The sequence below is a fragment of the Chromobacterium sphagni genome, from assembly GCF_001855555.1.
GTDB lineage: Bacteria > Pseudomonadota > Gammaproteobacteria > Burkholderiales > Chromobacteriaceae > Chromobacterium > Chromobacterium sphagni.
The window spans coordinates 1-16,698 of record NZ_MKCT01000015.1 but is presented as its reverse complement, the minus strand read 5'-3'; the positions used below and the strand labels follow the sequence as shown (position 1 = coordinate 16,698).

The window sequence follows — 16,698 nt, the reverse complement described above, 5'->3', positions numbered from 1 at the left end:
CGGCGGGGCATATAAATCGGGTAGCGCTTGGCTGCCCGATTTTTTATTTGTTTCCCAAACGTGACGGTTTCCCGCAGATGAAGGCGAGATTTCAGGCGGTGCCGGCCACCGGCGACATGGTGCAGCGCGAGCGGTCTTCAAAGTTGCAGTTCGGCAGGCCCCAAGCATGGGTGTAGAGCATTTGGCCGTTGGCTTCCAGCCGGATGGTGATTTCCTGGCGGAATTGCTCGCTCAGGCTGCGCGGCGCGCTGGCGAATACCACTTCCAGGGTGCCGTGGCCGCCCTCCGCCAGGCGCACGGCCGGGTGGGGCAGGATAAAGGGCAACTCCTCCATTACCGGCCACAGGCACATGGTGCCGTCGGGCAGATAGCCCAGCAAGGTGGTTTCGCGATGCAGGATTTCGCCATGGATGCCGCTGGCGCTGTAATGCAGCAGCAGGGCTCTTTGGCCTGGCAGCGCCTGCCAGTGCAGGCAGCCGGTGAAGGTTTGGTCTTCGTGGTTGATGCCTTCGCCACAAAACTGATTGGGAAGCGATTGCAAAGCGGCAAGCAGCGGCATATTCAATCTTCCAGTCGCAAATGCGAGACGGTCAGGATGGCAGGTTTGCCGCCGGAACGCAATATGGATCAGCCCGGCGGCGGCAGTGGGCCGGGTAGGGGATGAAGGCCCGCCAGGGCTGGTCGGGATGGGTCAGCTCGGCCAGCCGGACGCCGTATACCGCCTCCAGCCGCTCGAGCTGCATCATCTCTTGATTGCCGCCGTAGCCCGCCGCCCGCCCGTTGTCGAGCAGCAGCACCTTGTCGGCGTGTCGCAGAGCCAGGTTGAGGTCGTGCACCACGGCCAGGCCGCCGATGCCCAGGCGATGGCACAGTCGCCGCACCTGGGACATCAGTTCGTCGGCTACCGCGAAATCCAGCGCGGCGGTGGGTTCGTCCAGCAGCAGGTAGCGTTCGGGCTGCGGCGACAGCAGCAACTGGCATAACGCGCGCGCCAGTTGTAGCCGCTGCCTTTCGCCGCCGGACAGCTCGGCCAGGGGGCGGCGCGCCAGCGGCTGGCCGCCGGTTAATTCCAGCGCCTGGCCGATGGCCTGGCGGATCTGGCTGGCATGCGCGCCGGCATAGCGGTAGGCGCCGGCGGCGACCAGCTCTTCGCCGACCCAGCCCGCGGGTGTGACCGGATGCTGCTCGACCACCGCGCGCCAACTGGCCAGTCCGGCGGCCGGCATGGCGCGGAGCGCCTGGCCGGCAAGGTGGATTTCTCCAGAATCGGGCTGCCACAAGCCGGACAGCAGCTTGAGCAGGCTGCTTTTGCCCGCGCCGTTGGGGCCCAGCGCGATCAGCAATTCGCCGGGCTGCAAGGCCAGGCTGATGTCGGTGAGCAGACGCCTGCCGTTGCGGTCCAGCGTCAGGTGGTCTGCTTCAAGCATGGCGCGGCTCCTGTCGGCGTAGCAGCCACAGGAAGAAGGGCGCGCCCAGCAGGCTGGTGATGACTCCCACCGGCAGTTCCGCCGGGGCGAGCAGGCCGCGCGCCAGCCAGTCCGAGGCGACGGCTAGCCAGGCGCCCAGCAGGGGGCCGGCGATCAGCAGCCGGCGCGAGTCGCTGCCCAGCAACTGGCGGGCCAGGTGTGGCGCCATCAGGCCGATGAAACCTATCATGCCGCAACCGGAAACGACCAGGCCGGTGGCCAGCGCCGCCAGCATCACCACCTGCCATTCCTGCCGGCGGACTGCGAACCCCAGATGAAAGGCGGCGCTTTCGCCGAGCTGCAATGCGTTGAGGAAGCGCCACTGCCGGAACAGCGCCAGCCAGATCGGCGGGGCGGCCAGCAGCAATAGCAAGGCCAGCGGCCACTCCACGCCGGCGAAGCTGCCCATCAGCCAGAAAGTGACGACGCGCAGCGATCCGTCGGGCAGCATGGTGATCAGCAGGGTCAGCAGGCTCCCCAGCAAGGTGCTGACCGCCAGCCCGCTCAGGATCAAGCGGTTGCCGTCCTGGTCGGCGCCCAGCAGCCGCACTAGCAGCAAGGCCGCAATGCCGCCGCCAAAGGCCGCGGCGGCGACGCCGTACAGACCGGCGCCCAGGCTTAGCGCCAGGGCGGAAGCCAGTGCCGCGCCGCTGTTGATCCCTATCAGGCCGGGCTCGGCCAGCGGATTGCGAAAGCGCGCCTGCATGGCGGCGCCGGCGCTGGCCAGCAGGGCGCCTGCGCTGGCCGACGCCAGCAGCCGCGGCAGGCGCAACTCCACCAGCAATTGCCATTCCAGCGCCGGCTGCGGTTGCAGCCGCCATAAACTGGCAAGCAGCAGATTGCTGTGATGTAGCAGGGACGCGATGCAAGTCAGCGCGAAGAGGACCAGCAGGGTGAAGGTCAGCGTGAGCGTGCGCATGGGGGAAGAGGGAGGGGAGCGGCCCCCTCCGTTGGATCAGCGCAGGCCAAGCACGTCCTGCATGTCGAACAGGCCGTGCGGCTTGTCGGACAGCCAGCGGGCGGCGCGTACCGCGCCATTGGCGAAGGTGGCGCGGCTGGAGGCCTTGTGGCTGATCTCCACCCGCTCGCCCAGCGCGGCGAACAGCGCGGTGTGATCGCCAACGATGTCGCCGCCGCGGACGGTGGCGAAGCCGATGGCCTTGGGATCGCGCTCGCCGGTGACGCCTTCGCGGCCGTAGACCGCGCATTGCTTGAGGTCGCGGCCCAGCGCGTCGGCGATCACCTCGCCCATGCGCAAGGCGGTGCCGGACGGCGCGTCCACCTTGAAGCGGTGGTGGGCCTCGGTGATTTCGATGTCGTAGCCTTCGTTCAACACGCGGGCGGCCATGTCCAGCAACTTGAAGGTGAGGTTGACGCCTATGCTGAAGTTGGATGCGAACACAATGGCGATCTTGTCGGCGGCGGCGCGGATGGCGGTCTTGCCGACGTCGTCGAAGCCGGTGGTGCCGACGATCATCTGCACTTTGTGCTCAACGCAGGCGATCATGTGTTCCAGCGTGCCTTCCGGGCGGGTGAAATCTATCACCACATCTGCGCCGGCCAGCGCGGCGATGAAGTCGGAGCTGATGCTGACGCCGCTCTGCCGGCCGCAGAACAGGCCGGCGTCCTGGCCGATGAAGCCGGAGTCGGAACGCTCTATCGCCGCGTGCAGGCGGGTGCCGGGCGTGCTCAGCACCGATTCGATCAGTACCCGGCCCATGCGGCCGGACGCGCCGACGATCACGATGTTCTGCACGCTCATGGCTTCTTCGCTTCCTGCGCCGGCATGGAGGCATCCAGCTGTTTGGCCGGCGGAGCGGGCTGGGCGGCGCCTTCGACTCGCTCGAGCACATCGCCTTTGAAGTAGACGGTAAGCAGCTTGTCGCTGGAACTGTCCAGCTTGCCTTGCTTGATGTCGCTATACTTGTAGTCCCAGCGGTCGGCGTGGAAAGCGTCGGTCAGCAGCGGGGTGCCCAGCAGGAAGCGCACTTGCGAGCGTGTCATGCCCGGCTTCAGCTTGGCGACAGCGTCCTGGGTCACGTAGTTGCCCTGCTGGATTTCCACCTTGTGGGTCCAGTCGAGCGGGTTCATCGAACTGCAGCCGGAGACGGCGATGACGGCGGCGAAAATCAGGGCGCGCATGATACTCCGATTGACTCAAATGTTTATGAGGCTGTAATTAGGCAAAGCCGTCAAAAGGCTTTATCATGATTCGAAATCGACCCACTTTATATCACGATGAGCAAAGCCAGTCACCTCAAAGATATCGGCCTGAAAGCCACCGGCCCGCGTCTGAAAATCCTCGACCTGTTCGAGGAGGCAGACTCCGGCCACATGTCCGCTGAAGACGTTTATCGCAAGCTGCTTGCGGAGAACATCGACATCGGTCTCGCCACCATTTACCGGGTGCTGACCCAGTTCGAGCAAGCCGGCATTCTGGTGCGTCACCACTTTGAGACCGGCAAGGCGGTGTACGAACTGAATCAGGGCGGTCACCACGACCACATGGTCTGCGTCAGCTGTGGCAAGGTGGTGGAATTCTTCGATCCCGAGATCGAGGCGCTGCAGGACCGCATCGCTGAGCAGCAGGGTTTCCGCATCGTCGACCACGCGCTGTACATGTATGGCGAGTGCCCGGACTGCCTGGCCAAGGGCGGCCGCCGCGGATGATTCCCTGGCTCGGTCCCGAGCCTGTCTTCCCGCCGGTAGCGCAGGCCCTGAGTCATCCGAACGGCTTGTTGGCCGCCGGCGGAGACTTGTCCCCCGGGCGCATCCTCAGCGCCTACTCCGAAGGCATTTTCCCCTGGTTTTCCCATGGCGAGCCTATTTTATGGTGGTCTCCGGCACCGCGGATGGTGTTGTACCCCGGGCAGTTGAAAGTCAGCCGTTCGCTGGGCAAGGCCCTGCGCAAGCTCGATTACGAAATCCGGCTGGACAGCGCTTTTGTCGAGGTGATGCAAGGCTGCTCCCAGCCGCGTCCGGGGCAGGACGGCACCTGGATCGTGCCGGAGATGGTGGCCGCCTACTGTCGGCTGCATGCGCTGGGTTATGCGCACAGTTTTGAAACCTGGATGGACGGAGAGCTGGTCGGCGGCCTTTACGGCATCGCCATCGGCCGCATGTTCTATGGCGAGTCGATGTTTGCGCGCCGGACCGACGCCTCCAAGCTGGCCTTCGTGCACATGGTGCGCCATCTGGCGGGCCAGGGCGTGGAAATGATTGACTGCCAGATGCATACCGCGCATCTGGAGAGCCTGGGCGCATGTCTGGTGCCGCGCGATGTTTTTCTTGCTACTCTGAAGGAGAAGATCCGGCAGCCGCAGCCTAGTCAAATGTGGGACTACCATTACCGCCATGAGTCATCGTGAAGCCGGCCAGGTCGCGGCCATCCATTTCTACGCCACCGCGCCTTATCCATGCAGCTATCTGTCGGGACGCCAGGCCCGTTCCCAGGTCGCCATTCCGGCCGAGGCGATAGACAGCGGCGTTTACAGCCAGTTGGTGAGGCTGGGGTTCCGCCGCAGCGGGCTGTATACCTATCGTCCCTATTGCGATGCCTGTCAGGCCTGCATCCCGGTGCGGTTGCCGGTGGAGCAGTTCCATCCCAACCGCACGCAGCGCAAGGTGTGGCGGCGCGGTGGCGGGCTGACGGCCAGATGGCTGCCGTTGGCGTTCGATGCCGAGCATTACGCGTTGTACCGGCTGTACCAGCAGACGCGTCACGCCGGCGGCGGCATGTCTGACGACGACGCGCAGCAATACTCCGAATTCATCCTGAAGAGCGGTGTGGACAGCCAACTGGCCGAGTTCCGCCTGAACGGCGAGTTGAAGATGGTGAGCCTGGTGGACCGGCTGGCGGATGGCCTGTCGGCGGTCTACACCTTTTACGACCCGGCCGACGCGCATATGAGCCTCGGCGTGTTCAATGTGCTGTGGCAGGTGGAGCAGGCGCGCCAGATGGGGTTGAGTTATGTCTACCTTGGCTACTGGATAGCGGATTGCCGCAAGATGGCCTACAAGGCCGACTACCGGCCGCTGCAGGCGCTGCAGGGCGGACGATGGCAGGGCTTGTCCGATCAGGCTTGAGCCAAGCTGGACGTAAAACAGGCCGCCCTTGGGCGGCCTGTCTATTGTGGCGCTGGCTTAGTAAGGCACGACTCGGTCGTTGCCGCCGCCGCTCAGTACTTTCACGCGCTGGTTGGGGCTGAAGGGGATGTCCGCTTCCTGCACGATGGAGATCACCCGTCCGGTATCCAGCTTGACGGTGATTTCCAGTGCATTCTTGCCCAGCGCCTCTTGGGCGGCCTTGGCGCCGTAGCCGCCGGCCAGCGCGCCGACGATGCCGCCGGCGATCTGCCCCTTGCCACCGCCGATATTGCTGCCGGCCAGGCCGCCCAGCGCGGCGCCGCCCAGGGTCAGCAGTTCATTGTTCTGGCCTTCCATCTTGACATTCTGCGCCGAGATCACGGTGCCGAACTGCACGGTCTGCGCCTGGCGCATTTGACCCTTGGAGTAGACGGCGGCGGAGTCGGAGGTTGCGCATCCGCTGAGCGCGCCGGCGCTCAGCAGGGCGATTACGATCATGCGGCTGAGGGTTGTCTTCATTTTTTGCTCCATTCTTTCTCATGTGCGAGCTTGTAGATACTGGGCTGCCGCCTTGGCGCATTCGCCGACCAGTTCCGGCCCGCGGTAAATCAGGCCGCTGTACAGCTGCACCAGGCTGGCTCCGGCTTCCAGTTTTTCGACGGCGTCGTTGCCGGACAGGATGCCGCCCACTCCTATGATAGGCAGCGCGCCGTCAAGTTCCTTGGCCAGTTTGCGAATCAGCGCGGTGGAGCGGTTGCGCACCGGCGCGCCGGACAGGCCGCCGGCTTCATTTTCCAGCGGATGGCCGGCGATTTCGTGGCGCGACAGCGTGGTATTGGTGGCGATGACGCCGTCTAGCGCATGCTGCCGCAGCAGGCGGGCGATCTCGGCGATCTGCTCGTCGTCCAGGTCCGGCGCGATTTTCACCGCCAGCGGCACGTAGCGGCCATGACTGTCCGCCAGTTGTTGCTGGCGCTGCTTCAATGCGGCCAGCAGCTTGCCCAATTCGTCGCCCTGTTGCAGTTGGCGCAGGTTCTTGGTGTTGGGGGAGGAGATGTTGACGGCGACGTAGCTGGCGTGGGCGTAAACCTGGTCCAGGCAGCTCAGGTAGTCGTTCACCGCGCTTTCTATCGGCGTGATGGCATTCTTGCCGATATTGATGCCCAGCATGCCCTTGAATTTGCAACGGCGCACATTGTCCAGCAGCGCGGCCACGCCATGGTTGTTGAAGCCCATGCGGTTGATGATGGCTTCGTGTTCGGGCAGTCTGAACAGGCGGGGCTTGGGGTTGCCGTCCTGGGGGCGGGGGGTGATAGTGCCGATCTCGATGAAGCCGAAGCCCAGATCGGCCAGCGCGTCGATGTGGCCGCCGTTCTTGTCCAGGCCGGCGGCCAGACCGACGGCGTTGGGGAAGGTCAGGCCCATTGCCTTTACCGGCTGGCGGACTGCGGGGCCGCCGGCCAGCGATCCCAGATGCAGCCGGTGCGCGCGGTCTAGCAGCTTGAGCGTCTGCTCGTGGGCGGTTTCCGCGTCGAACTTGAACAGCAGGGGGCGCAGCAGCGGGTACAGCATGGCATTCTCCGGGCAGACAAATGCCCGGCATTATAACCGGGCATTTCGGCGGCGGCGCGAGCTATTTACAGGATCTGGCAGGCGTCGTCGAAGTTGAAGCGCGGCGAGCGTGGGAACAGCTTATCGGCTTCTCCGTAGCCCAGGTTGATCAGGAAATTGGACTTGAAGCGGCCATCCGGGAAGAAGGCGGCGTCCACCGCGGCGTTGTCGAAGCCCGACATCGGGCCGCAGTCCAGGCCCAGCGAGCGGGCGGCCAGGATCAGGTAGGCGCCTTGCAGCGTGCCGTTGCGGAAGGCGGTGGTCTGGATCAGAGCCTCGTTACCGGCAAACCAGCTCTTGGCGTCGGCATGCGGGAACAGCTTGGGCAGGTGGTCGTAGAACTGGAGGTCGTGGGCGACGATCACGCATACCGGGGCGGCCATGGTCTTGTCCACGTTGCCCGGTGCCAGGCAAGGCTTGAGTTTTTGCTTGGCGGCTTCGCCCTTGACGAAGACGAAGCGGCCCGGCGAGCAATTGGCGCTGGTGGGGCATTGCTTGAGCAGGTCGAACAGCTGACGCAGCACTTCGTCCTCTACCGGGCGCGGCTGCCAGTGGCTGTGGGTGCGGGCATTCAGGAACAGTTGTTCCAGCGTGGCATGAGAGATGGGAGTGCTCATGGTTTTACCTCGGTTGGGGTGGGGGGTATTGTCTGGGCGGCTGCCGCATCCATCGGCGCGCCGGAGGCGTCATTGGCCTGCACCGAGATGGTGACGCGGCGGTTCCGGGCGCGGCCATCGGTGGTGGCGTTGTCGGCAACCGCCAGATTGGCGCCGTGGCCGACTGCTACCATGCGGCTGGCTTCTATGCCGTTTTCCTGGAACAGCCGCACCACGCCGCCGGCGCGGGCGGCCGACAGTTCCCAATTGGATGGGAAGGAGGGGGTGCGGATCGGCACATCGTCGGTGAAGCCTTCCACCTTGATGGAGTTGTCCACGCCAGACAGCAGCTTGGCCATGCTGGACATCAGCGGCAGCGATTGTTGGTTGGGCACCGCCTGGCCGACCGCGAACAGCGCGCTGTCGCGGATGTCGATGTTGATGCCCTGGTTGCTCTGGGTGATGGTGACTTCGCCGCTCTGGACCAGTGGACCGAGCACCTTGGCCAGGTTCTGCGTCAACTGGCCCAGCTTGGCGGCCTCCTCCACGTGGTGGTCCGCCTTGATGCTCTTGGAGATGGGCTTGGTCTGCGGGATTTCTATCATGGTGTTGGCGCCGCCGTTGGGCGGGGAGGTCTGCACCGTGACCACCGTGCCGCTGCGGAAGGCGTCCATGATGGCGGACGACATCACGCGGTATTTGCCTTCGTTCAGCGACGAGATGGCGTACATCACGACGAAGAAGGCGAACAGCAGGGTGATGAAGTCGGCGTAGGAAACCAGCCAGCGTTCATGGTTTTCATGTTCTTCCTCTTGCCGCTTGCGCCTGGATGCCATGTCAGCCTCCGCTGCCTAGAACAGTTCGGTATTGAACAGCGACTTGACCCCGCCGGCGAATTGCACGCCTATGCGGCGGGCCACGCGGCTGGAGAAGTCGTCCTGCTGGGTATAGTCGACGGTCTTGTCCGCCTTGATCACGTCGCGCGCCACCGACGGCACGGTGCCCAGGCCGTCGGCCAGCCCCAGGGGAATGGCCTTCTCGCCCAGCCATACCATGCCGCTGAACATCTGCGGATCATTCTGCAGGCGTTTGCCGCGGCCGTCGCGCACCGCCTGGATGAACTGCTGGTGGATGTCGTCCAGCAACTGCTGGCGTATCGCTTCGTGCTTGGGGTTGACCGGCGAGAACGGGTCGCCCATCGCCTTGTTTTCCCCGGCGGTTTTCAGCCGTCGCTCGATGCCCAGCTTGTCCATGGCGCCGGTGAAGCCGAAGCCGTCGGACAGTACGCCGATGGAGCCGACGATGCTGGCCTTGTCGACGAAGATCTTGTCGGCGGCGGCGGCGATGTAGTAGCAGCCTGATGCGCAGACCTCGCTGACCACCACGTAGACCGGGGTGGGCGGATGCAGCTTTTTCAGGCGGCGGATTTCATCGTAGACCATGCCGGACAGCACCGGGCTGCCGCCGGGGCTGTTGGCCTCGATGATGATGCCCTTGGTATTGCGGTCGCGGAAGGCCTGGTCCAGCGCTTCCACCAGCTTCTCGCCGCTGTCGTTGTCGTTGCTGATCACGCCGTCCAGCTTGATCACCGCGCTGTGGCCGCTGCCGCCGGCCAGGCCGGAGCCGGTTTTGTCTTCATGGCGCATGAACAGGCTGACGACAATGACGCCTATGATCATAAGCCATGCCAGGCGGAAGAAGATCTTCCACTGGCGTGCGCGGCGTTGCTCCACCAGGGCTGCGGTGGCCAGCTTTTCCAGCAATTGACGTTCCCAGTTGGGGGTGTCGCTCATGATAGGGTGTGCTCCGCGAGAATTCCAAAAGTCTAGCAAAAATCAGTCAGGCATGACATTCAGCCAGACTTGGCCGTTTTGTTCAATGACTTCCAGCTGGGTAAGCGACTGGCCGCGGCAGGGGCCCCAGCTGCAATAGCCGGTGTCCGGATGATAGCGGGCGCCGTGCATGCTGCAGATCAGGTAGTGGCCGGTCAGGTCGAACATCTTGCCGTCCTCCAGGTCCAGCTCCACCGGAATGTGGCGACAGCGGTTGAGGTAGGCGTGGACTTTGCCCTGGTAGCGGATGGCGAAGGCCGGCAGGCGGCTGCCGTCCGGCTGTTCGATTTCAAAGCGGTGGGCGGGACCGCTGTCCAGCAGGTTGGCGGCCGGGCAGATCAGGCAAGTCTTGGCAGCAGCCATGCGCCGAGCTCGGTCAACGAGTGGACGATGATCAGGGGTTGGCCGTGCTGCAGTTGCTCGCCGGCGTGCGCGCCATGGCTGATGCCGACGCCGTGGCAGCGCGCGTTGCCGGCCATCAGCAGGTCGTGGCTGGTATCGCCCACCATCAGCGTGCGGCCGCTCTCCACGCCGAAGCGCGCGGTCAGTTGCAGCAGCATGTCCGGATGCGGTTTGGAGTGGCACTCATCCACGGTGCGGGTGGCGTCGAACAATTCGGCGATGCCGGCGGCGGCCAGCGCCCGGTCGAGGCCTGCGCGGCTGCTGCCGGTGGCGATGGCGACGAAGACGCCGCTGCCGCGTATCGCCAGCAGGATTTCCCGCGTTCCTTCGAACAGCGTGACCTGATCCAGATTGGTCTGGTAGTGGCGCCGGAAGGCGTCGACCAGCGCCGGCAGCCGGTCCGATCCGACCTTCGGGCAGGCGCGCAGCAGGGCGCTGTCCAGCCGCAGGCCTATCACGTGGCTGGCGGTTTCGCGGTCGGGAACCGGAAGGTCCAGCTCTCGGCAGGCTTGCTGGATGGCCTCCACAATGTGGCCGGTGGAGTCCATCAGCGTGCCATCCCAGTCGAATACCACCAGGTCGAACTCTCGCATCAGTGCGGCTCCAGGGTTTTCAGGAACTTGGCCAGCTCCGGCGGCAGCGGCGCCTCCAGTTTCAGAGTGGCGCCGGTCAGCGGATGGGGCAGGGTCAGGCTCTTGGCATGCAAGAACATCCGCTTCAGGCCGCGTTTGGCCAACTCCTTGTTCAGCGGGAAGTCGCCGTATTTCTCGTCGCCGGCGATGGCGCAGCCGTTGGCCAGCATGTGCACCCGTATCTGGTGGGTGCGGCCGGTGCGCAGATGCGCTTCCATCAGCGTAAATTCAGTGTAGCGCTGTTGGATGGCGAAGTTGGTGTGAGCGTACTGGCCGTCCTCCGCCACCTTGACGCGGCGTTCGCCGTCGGCGGTATGGTATTTGAACAGCGGCAGCCTCACTTGCTTGACGTTTTCCGGCCAGTGGCCGAGCGCCAGCGCCAGGTAGCGCTTGTCCGGCACGTTGTCGCGCATCATGTCGTGCAGGCGGGTCAGCGCGGAGCGCTTCTTGGCCAGCATCAAGAGGCCGGAGGTCTCGCGGTCCAGGCGATGCACCAGCTCCAGATAGCGCCAGTCAGGGTGAGCCTGGCGCAGTTGCTCGATCACGCCGAAGGACACGCCGCTGCCGCCGTGCACCGCCACGCCGGCCGGCTTGTCGATCACCAGCATCGCATCGTCTTCGTACACGACGGGGAAGGTGGCTGCGGGCACGTTCTTCTCGGCGCGTTCGGCGACGCGGATCGGCGGAATGCGCAGCTGGTCGCCGGCCGCCACGCGGTAGCTGGCGTCGACGCGGCCCTTGTTCACCCGCACCTCGCCGGAGCGCAGGATGCGGTAGATATGGCTCTTGGGGACGCCCTTGAGCAGGCGTTGCAGGTAGTTGTCCAGCCGTTGGCCGGCATCTTCTGCGTCCACTTCAAGGAAGGTTACGGAATCTTTGCGAATGTCTGTCATATTGCTTATACTTGTGGCGCTGCCCAGCTGTGCCGAGCACGGCGCGGCAGCGGATCGGAAAGCAAGGTCACGGCCTGTTCTGCGTGATGCTGCTGCGGAAATCCGAAGCGGCCGGCAGGGCCTGTGTCCTGACCTGATGCCGATCATCCACGGCCGCAGCCAAGGTTAACTCGCTCACCGAAAAGTAGCGATGGTAATGCATTTATACGCATAACGCACTCACGAGTATTCCGTTTCCTGATGCTAAGCCAGTCAGGGAATTTTGCAGCGAAGTTTGACCCGGCATGTCAGCCGTCCTGTCGATGTTTGTCCTGCCTGGTAGGCAGGATCGGTTATCAAGCCGATGTGCCGTTTGCGCACAGAGTTGACGGGCTGCATGTGACCCAATCAGGAAGTAGGCTTGTCAACAAACCTGTTTTTCTCGATCTTTACGTCGACACTTCTTTCGGAAAGCGCCCATCGATAGTCACTGGGCCGTCAAATACTGGCTGCATCCTTGCGTGAGTGCCGCGCAAGGAATGTAAATGAAACGTATGTTGTTCAACGCGACGCAAGCTGAAGAGCTGCGCGTCGCCATCGTCGACGGGCAGAAGCTTGTCGATCTGGATATCGAAACCGTAGGCAAGGAGCAGCGCAAGGGCAATATCTACAAGGGTGTGATCACCCGTATCGAGCCCTCGCTGGAAGCGTGCTTTGTCGATTACGGCACCGAACGCCATGGCTTCCTGCCGTTCAAGGAAGTGTCCCGCTCCTATTTTCAGGGCTATGACGGCGGTCGTCCGCGTATCCAGGACGTGTTGCGCGAAGGCATGGAGGTGGTGGTGCAGGTGGAGAAGGACGAGCGCGGCAACAAGGGCGCCGCTCTGACCACCTATATCAGCCTGGCTGGCCGCTATCTGGTTCTGATGCCCAACAATCCGCGCGGCGGCGGCGTTTCGCGCCGCATCGAGGGCGAGGAGCGCCAGGAGCTGAAAGACCTGCTGTCGCAGCTGGAAGTGTCGCACGGCATGAGCCTGATCGCCCGCACCGCCGGCATCGGCCGCAATCTGGAAGAGCTGCAGTGGGATCTGGGCTACCTGATGCAACTGTGGCGAGCCATCGATGGCGCCGCCGGCGCGCAGTCCGCGCCTTTCCTGATTTTGCAGGAAGGCAGCCTGGTGATCCGCGCCATTCGCGATTATTTCCATCCTGACATCGGCGAAGTGCTGATCGACACCGATGAGATCCACGACCAGGCCCGCCAGTTCATGAGCCATGTCATGCCCAACATGCTGTCGCGTGTGAAGCTGTACAAGGACCATGTGCCGCTGTTCTCCCGTTTCCAGATCGAACACCAGATCGAAACCGCCTTCTCGCGCAGCGTGCAGCTGCCGTCCGGCGGCGCCATCGTGATCGACCATACCGAAGCGCTGGTTTCGGTGGACGTCAACTCGGCGCGCGCCACCAAGGGCGCGGACATCGAGGAAACCGCGGTCCGCACCAACCTGGAAGCCGCGGAGGAGATCGCCCGTCAACTGCGTCTGCGCGACCTGGGCGGCCTGGTTGTGATCGACTTCATCGATATGGAAAACGCCAAGAACCAGCGCGATGTGGAAAACCGCCTGCGCGATGTTCTGAAGCATGATCGCGCCCGCGTGCAGATGGGCAAGCTGTCCCGCTTCGGCCTGCTGGAGCTGTCGCGCCAGCGTCTGCAGCCGTCGTTGGGCGAGACCAGCCATGAGCCATGTCCGCGTTGCCATGGCATCGGCTTCATCCGCGGCACCGAGTCGTCGGCGCTGCACATCCTGCGCATCATTCAGGAAGAGGCGATGAAGGAAAATACCGGCGCGGTGCATGCGCAGGTGCCGGTGGATGTGGCCACCTTCCTGCTCAACGAAAAGCGCGCCGAGATCCATTCGATCGAAGAGCGTCTGGACGTCGATGTAGTGCTGATCCCCAACATCCATTTGGAAACCCCGCATTACAAGATCGTGCGCGTGCGCCACGACGACATGGCCGAACTGGGCGAGGCGCCTAGCTACAGCCGCGTGGAAGTGCAGGAAGAGGATGTGATCACCAACTTCGGCCAGGAAAAGCCGAAGGTGGAGCGCCAGGAAGCCGCGGTCAAGGGCATCACGCCGCAGCAACCGGCTCCGACCGTTGCCGCGCCGATAGCCGCCAAGCCGGTGGTCGAGGCAGGTTTGTTCGCTGGGCTGGTGTCCTGGGTCAAGGGCCTGTTCGCCGAACCGGAGAAGGCGCCGGAACCGGAAGCCAAGAAAAAGCCGGCTCCGGCTTCCCGTGAACAGCGCGGCAACCGCCAGCGCAATCAGGAGCGCCGCACCGGCGGTCAGGCGCGTCGTGATCACGAGCAGCGCCAGGATGACGGCAGGCAGCGTCGCCAGGATGAACGCGGCGAGCGCAAGGATGTTGAGCGCAGCGAGCGTGGCGAACGCAAGGAAGCGCAAGGCCGCGAGCGCGAAGAGCGCAACGAGCAACCGCGCGAGGTACGCGAACCGCGCGAGCCGCGCGGCAACCGCCGCCGCGAACCGCGCGAGCCGCGCGAAGCGAAGGAAGTGCGCGAACAGCCGGTGCGTGAAGAGCGCGTGAGCGACAAGGCCGAGAAACTGGACAAGCCGGAACCGCGCCGCCGTCAGGCGCCGGTGGCTGCTCCGGTGGAAGCCGAGAAGCCGATGCAGGAAGAGCTGCGCTTGGATAGCGAGGCAGAACAGGCGGAACAGGCCGAGTTGCAGGAACGCGGCGAGCGCCGTCGCCGCCGCAGCCGCCGTGATCGCCGCCGCGATGCGCCGGAAGGTTCGGCGGTGGAGGCGGGCGCGGAAGCTCCGGTTGCCGATGCCGCTGGTGTGGCTGCAGTTGCCGCTGTTGCTGCGATTGCAGTGGATGCGGTTATTGAAGCCCAGCCGGTCGCCCAGCCGGAAGCCGATCAGCAAGCCAAGCCTGTTGTCGAGCAGGAGGCTGCCCCGGTAGCGGAAGAAGCTGTTGTCGTGCAAGAGCAGATCCAGCAGCCGGAGCCGGTCTTGGTTGCCGAGTCTGTGGCTGTGATTGCGGCCGAGCCGCAAGCCGAGCCGGTGGTGGTGTCTGCCACGGTGGTGGTGGAAGCTCGTGCCGAGCCGGAGTCGGCCGCGCCGATCGCCGAAGCTGTGGTGGCGGATGTCGTGACCGAGGCGCAGCCGGAAGTCTCCGACGTGGTTGCAGCAGTCGTTGAAGCGCAGCCCGCTGCGCTTGAGCAAGTGGCTGCGGTAGCCGAGCCTGTGCTTGCGCCGCGCGTGGTGGAAGTTGCGCCGGAGACGACGGAAGCGAAGCCCCAGGATTTGGGCGGGCTGGTGATGATTGCTACCAAACCGGCAGTCGAGCAGGCTCAGGCGGTGGTCGAGCCCGAGCTGCAGCAGGGGCCGCGCCGTCGCGATGTGGTGGCCGGCTCCGCAAGCGACGCCCCGGCGCCGCTGCAACTGGTGCAGGTGGAAACCCGCAACGATTGATGGATAGGGTCCAGGCAAAAGGCCGGCAACGGCTTTTTGCTGCGTATCCCATGTCGGGTGTTGACAGGTTTTTGAGAGAAGGGTATTATGCTTCTCTCTAAATGTTCCCTGATAGCTCAGTCGGTAGAGCGACGGACTGTTAATCCGCAGGTCGCAGGTTCGAGCCCTGCTCGGGGAGCCAAAAAATCAAGAAAAGCCCGTACAGCAATGTGCGGGCTTTTTGCATTTCAGCCGGCGGCGGCCGGCATGGCATTATGATGGCGCTGCGGGGCGATGCTGGGCTCGAGATGCGCCAACATGATGTCCCGCACCGCCGTGGCGGGGATCATGTCGCCAGACAGACTATCTGGTTCGGAACTGATCAGCAGCGGACCATCGCTTGGCTTGTCCGTCGGCCTGCCGTGCGATCCCTGCACCAGCGAGCCGTCCAGCGAAATCACATTCAATAGGCTGCGTTGCCCCAGCTTGCGTTTCAGCAGCGTCCAGGCAATGCGCAGCTTGGGCAACGGCAGTTTCGGGTCGAGGAACAGCTCCACCGGGTCGTAGCCGGGCTTGCGGTGGATGTCCACGGTACGGGCGAAGTCCGGGGCCTTGGCCTGGTCCAGCCAGTAATAGTAGCTGAACCAGCGGTCAACCCGGCTGATGGCGACCAGTTCGCCCGAACGGGGATGGTTGAGTCCGTACAGCTGCTTTCCCGCCTCGTCCAGCACCATCTCCACGCCGTCCAATTGCCGCAATAACGCTTTCACTTCGTCTACCAACTCCGGCCGGCGGACATAGATATGGGCGATCTGGTGGTCGGCCAGCGCAAACGCGGCCGAGGCGCCGCAATCCAGCTTGTCCTCCCCTTGCTCCTCCCTGACTTGCAGCCAGCCGGCCTGCCGCAGCGCGCGGTTGATGGCGATGTCGCCGCGCACCGGCGTGACGCCGTACTCGGATAGCGCCAGGATGCGGCTGCCGTCCTGGCGCGCGGCGGCGATCAATTCCGCGCACAGCTGATCCACTGCCGCCACTTCCCGAGGGATTTGCGGATGATCAGGTCCCAGCTTCTGCAGGCTGTAGTCGAGATGGGGCAGGTAGACCAGGGTCAGCTTGGGTTGGCGGCTGCGGTAGAGGTGTAGCGCGCAATCGGCGATCCAGCGGCTGGAGCGGATGTCGCTGGCCGGGCCCCAGAAATGGAACAGAGGAAAATCCCCCAGCGCTGGCGCAGCTCCTGATGCAACGCCGCCGGAGCGCTGTAGAAATCGGGAATCTTGCGGCCATCGGCCTTGTAGATCGGCCGCGGCGTGACGCTCCACTCCACGTCGGCGTACATGTTGTACCACCAGAACAATTGCGCACAGCTGAAGTCCTGATGGCGCCGCCGCGCCTCATGCCATACTTTTTCGCCCTGGATCAGCGCGTTGCTCTGCCGCCAGAACAGCGGCTCGGCCAGCTCCCTGGAATACCAGCCATTGGCCACGCAACCATGCTGTCTGGGCGGTGCGCCGGTGAGAAAGGTGGCTTGAACCGGGCAGGTGAGGGCGGGGGTGATGGTAGCCAGCGGCCGCATGCAGCCGTCCCTGGCCAACTGGCTGAGCGCCGGCGCGTATTGCAGCAGCCTGGGTGTCAGTCCGACGATATTGAGCACGATGGCGCGCGGCATGGTATGGCCTATTGATCGAGGGTGTCGACTTGCGGTTGCTGGCCGCGCAGCACGGAATT

General features: G+C 64.2%; 19 protein-coding genes and 1 tRNA gene. 5 read left to right on the top strand and 15 right to left on the bottom strand.

Features of this window, described 5'->3' with window-relative positions:
* Nucleotides 1-91: 91 nt before the first annotated feature.
* From BI344_RS07895 to BI344_RS07875, 5 genes are read right to left on the bottom strand one after another with little or no spacing between them, the layout of a single operon-like run.
* Nucleotides 92-559: a hypothetical protein gene (locus BI344_RS07895; RefSeq protein ID WP_071112425.1), complete on the bottom strand. Its 468-nt coding sequence runs from the start codon at nucleotides 557-559 to the stop codon at nucleotides 92-94.
* Nucleotides 560-590: 31 nt separating this feature from the next.
* Nucleotides 591-1,427 carry an ATP-binding cassette domain-containing protein gene (locus BI344_RS07890; RefSeq protein ID WP_071112424.1) on the bottom strand — a complete coding sequence of 279 codons (837 nt, stop codon included), beginning with the start codon at nucleotides 1,425-1,427 and terminating at the stop codon, nucleotides 591-593.
* On the bottom strand, nucleotides 1,420-2,385 hold the full coding sequence (locus tag BI344_RS07885; RefSeq protein ID WP_071112423.1) for a FecCD family ABC transporter permease: 966 nt from the start codon (nucleotides 2,383-2,385) through the stop codon (nucleotides 1,420-1,422). Before BI344_RS07885 ends, BI344_RS07890 begins: the two co-directional genes overlap by 8 nt.
* Before the next feature lie 36 nt (nucleotides 2,386-2,421).
* Entirely contained in the window at nucleotides 2,422-3,228 is an 807-nt protein-coding gene (dapB, locus tag BI344_RS07880) for a 4-hydroxy-tetrahydrodipicolinate reductase (RefSeq protein WP_193430967.1), read from the bottom strand.
* On the bottom strand, nucleotides 3,225-3,608 hold the full coding sequence (locus tag BI344_RS07875; RefSeq protein WP_071112422.1) for an outer membrane protein assembly factor BamE: 384 nt from the start codon (nucleotides 3,606-3,608) through the stop codon (nucleotides 3,225-3,227). Before BI344_RS07875 ends, dapB begins: the two co-directional genes overlap by 4 nt.
* A gap of 96 nt (nucleotides 3,609-3,704) precedes the next feature.
* Here BI344_RS07875 and fur point away from each other — a divergent pair, with 96 nt between their 5' ends.
* From fur to BI344_RS07860, 3 genes are read left to right on the top strand one after another with little or no spacing between them, the layout of a single operon-like run.
* Nucleotides 3,705-4,136, top strand: a complete 432-nt coding sequence (gene fur / locus BI344_RS07870; protein ID WP_071112421.1) for a ferric iron uptake transcriptional regulator — start codon at nucleotides 3,705-3,707, stop codon at nucleotides 4,134-4,136.
* Nucleotides 4,133-4,834, top strand: coding sequence for a leucyl/phenylalanyl-tRNA--protein transferase (aat, locus tag BI344_RS07865; RefSeq protein WP_071112420.1), 702 nt, complete (start codon nucleotides 4,133-4,135; stop codon nucleotides 4,832-4,834). The genes fur and aat overlap by 4 nt, the downstream gene beginning before the upstream one ends.
* Nucleotides 4,821-5,552 (top strand): arginyltransferase, encoded by a 732-nt coding sequence (locus BI344_RS07860; protein WP_071112419.1) that lies wholly within the window; start codon nucleotides 4,821-4,823, stop codon nucleotides 5,550-5,552. The genes aat and BI344_RS07860 overlap by 14 nt, the downstream gene beginning before the upstream one ends.
* A gap of 57 nt (nucleotides 5,553-5,609) precedes the next feature.
* Here BI344_RS07860 and BI344_RS07855 read toward each other — a convergent pair whose 3' ends face one another.
* From BI344_RS07855 to BI344_RS07820, 8 genes are all read right to left on the bottom strand, one after another.
* Nucleotides 5,610-6,071, bottom strand: a complete 462-nt coding sequence (locus tag BI344_RS07855) for an outer membrane lipoprotein (protein WP_071112440.1) — start codon at nucleotides 6,069-6,071, stop codon at nucleotides 5,610-5,612.
* Between the two features lie 18 nt (nucleotides 6,072-6,089).
* Nucleotides 6,090-7,124, bottom strand: coding sequence for a quinone-dependent dihydroorotate dehydrogenase (locus BI344_RS07850; protein ID WP_071112418.1), 1,035 nt, complete (start codon nucleotides 7,122-7,124; stop codon nucleotides 6,090-6,092).
* 65 nt (nucleotides 7,125-7,189) lie between these two features.
* Nucleotides 7,190-7,780 carry a malonic semialdehyde reductase gene (locus BI344_RS07845; protein WP_071112417.1) on the bottom strand — a complete coding sequence of 197 codons (591 nt, stop codon included), beginning with the start codon at nucleotides 7,778-7,780 and terminating at the stop codon, nucleotides 7,190-7,192.
* Nucleotides 7,777-8,595 carry a flagellar motor protein MotD gene (gene motD / locus BI344_RS07840; protein ID WP_071112416.1) on the bottom strand — a complete coding sequence of 273 codons (819 nt, stop codon included), beginning with the start codon at nucleotides 8,593-8,595 and terminating at the stop codon, nucleotides 7,777-7,779. The genes BI344_RS07845 and motD overlap by 4 nt, the downstream gene beginning before the upstream one ends.
* 15 nt (nucleotides 8,596-8,610) lie before the next feature.
* Nucleotides 8,611-9,552, bottom strand: a complete 942-nt coding sequence (locus tag BI344_RS07835) for a S49 family peptidase (protein ID WP_071112415.1) — start codon at nucleotides 9,550-9,552, stop codon at nucleotides 8,611-8,613.
* Nucleotides 9,553-9,594: 42 nt separating this feature from the next.
* Nucleotides 9,595-9,954 carry a Rieske (2Fe-2S) protein gene (locus BI344_RS07830; RefSeq protein ID WP_071112414.1) on the bottom strand — a complete coding sequence of 120 codons (360 nt, stop codon included), beginning with the start codon at nucleotides 9,952-9,954 and terminating at the stop codon, nucleotides 9,595-9,597.
* Nucleotides 9,930-10,586, bottom strand: a complete 657-nt coding sequence (locus BI344_RS07825; RefSeq protein WP_071112413.1) for an HAD-IA family hydrolase — start codon at nucleotides 10,584-10,586, stop codon at nucleotides 9,930-9,932. The genes BI344_RS07830 and BI344_RS07825 overlap by 25 nt, the downstream gene beginning before the upstream one ends.
* The gene (locus tag BI344_RS07820; protein WP_071112412.1) at nucleotides 10,586-11,518 is read right to left on the bottom strand and encodes an RluA family pseudouridine synthase; all 933 of its coding nucleotides are present in this window, start codon (nucleotides 11,516-11,518) and stop codon (nucleotides 10,586-10,588) included. The genes BI344_RS07825 and BI344_RS07820 overlap by 1 nt, the downstream gene beginning before the upstream one ends.
* 524 nt (nucleotides 11,519-12,042) lie before the next feature.
* Here BI344_RS07820 and BI344_RS07815 point away from each other — a divergent pair.
* Both BI344_RS07815 and BI344_RS07810 read left to right on the top strand, forming a co-directional pair.
* The gene (locus tag BI344_RS07815) at nucleotides 12,043-14,994 is read left to right on the top strand and encodes an Rne/Rng family ribonuclease (protein WP_071112411.1); all 2,952 of its coding nucleotides are present in this window, start codon (nucleotides 12,043-12,045) and stop codon (nucleotides 14,992-14,994) included.
* A gap of 105 nt (nucleotides 14,995-15,099) precedes the next feature.
* A tRNA-Asn gene (locus BI344_RS07810) sits at nucleotides 15,100-15,175 on the top strand.
* A 46-nt stretch (nucleotides 15,176-15,221) separates the two neighbouring features.
* Here the strand turns inward: BI344_RS07810 and BI344_RS25780 are convergent.
* The gene (locus BI344_RS25780; protein WP_277620437.1) at nucleotides 15,222-16,130 is read right to left on the bottom strand and encodes an alkaline phosphatase family protein; all 909 of its coding nucleotides are present in this window, start codon (nucleotides 16,128-16,130) and stop codon (nucleotides 15,222-15,224) included.
* On the bottom strand, nucleotides 16,082-16,639 hold the full coding sequence (locus BI344_RS25775; protein WP_206600349.1) for an alkaline phosphatase family protein: 558 nt from the start codon (nucleotides 16,637-16,639) through the stop codon (nucleotides 16,082-16,084). Before BI344_RS25775 ends, BI344_RS25780 begins: the two co-directional genes overlap by 49 nt.
* Between the last annotated feature and the right edge of the window lie 59 nt (nucleotides 16,640-16,698).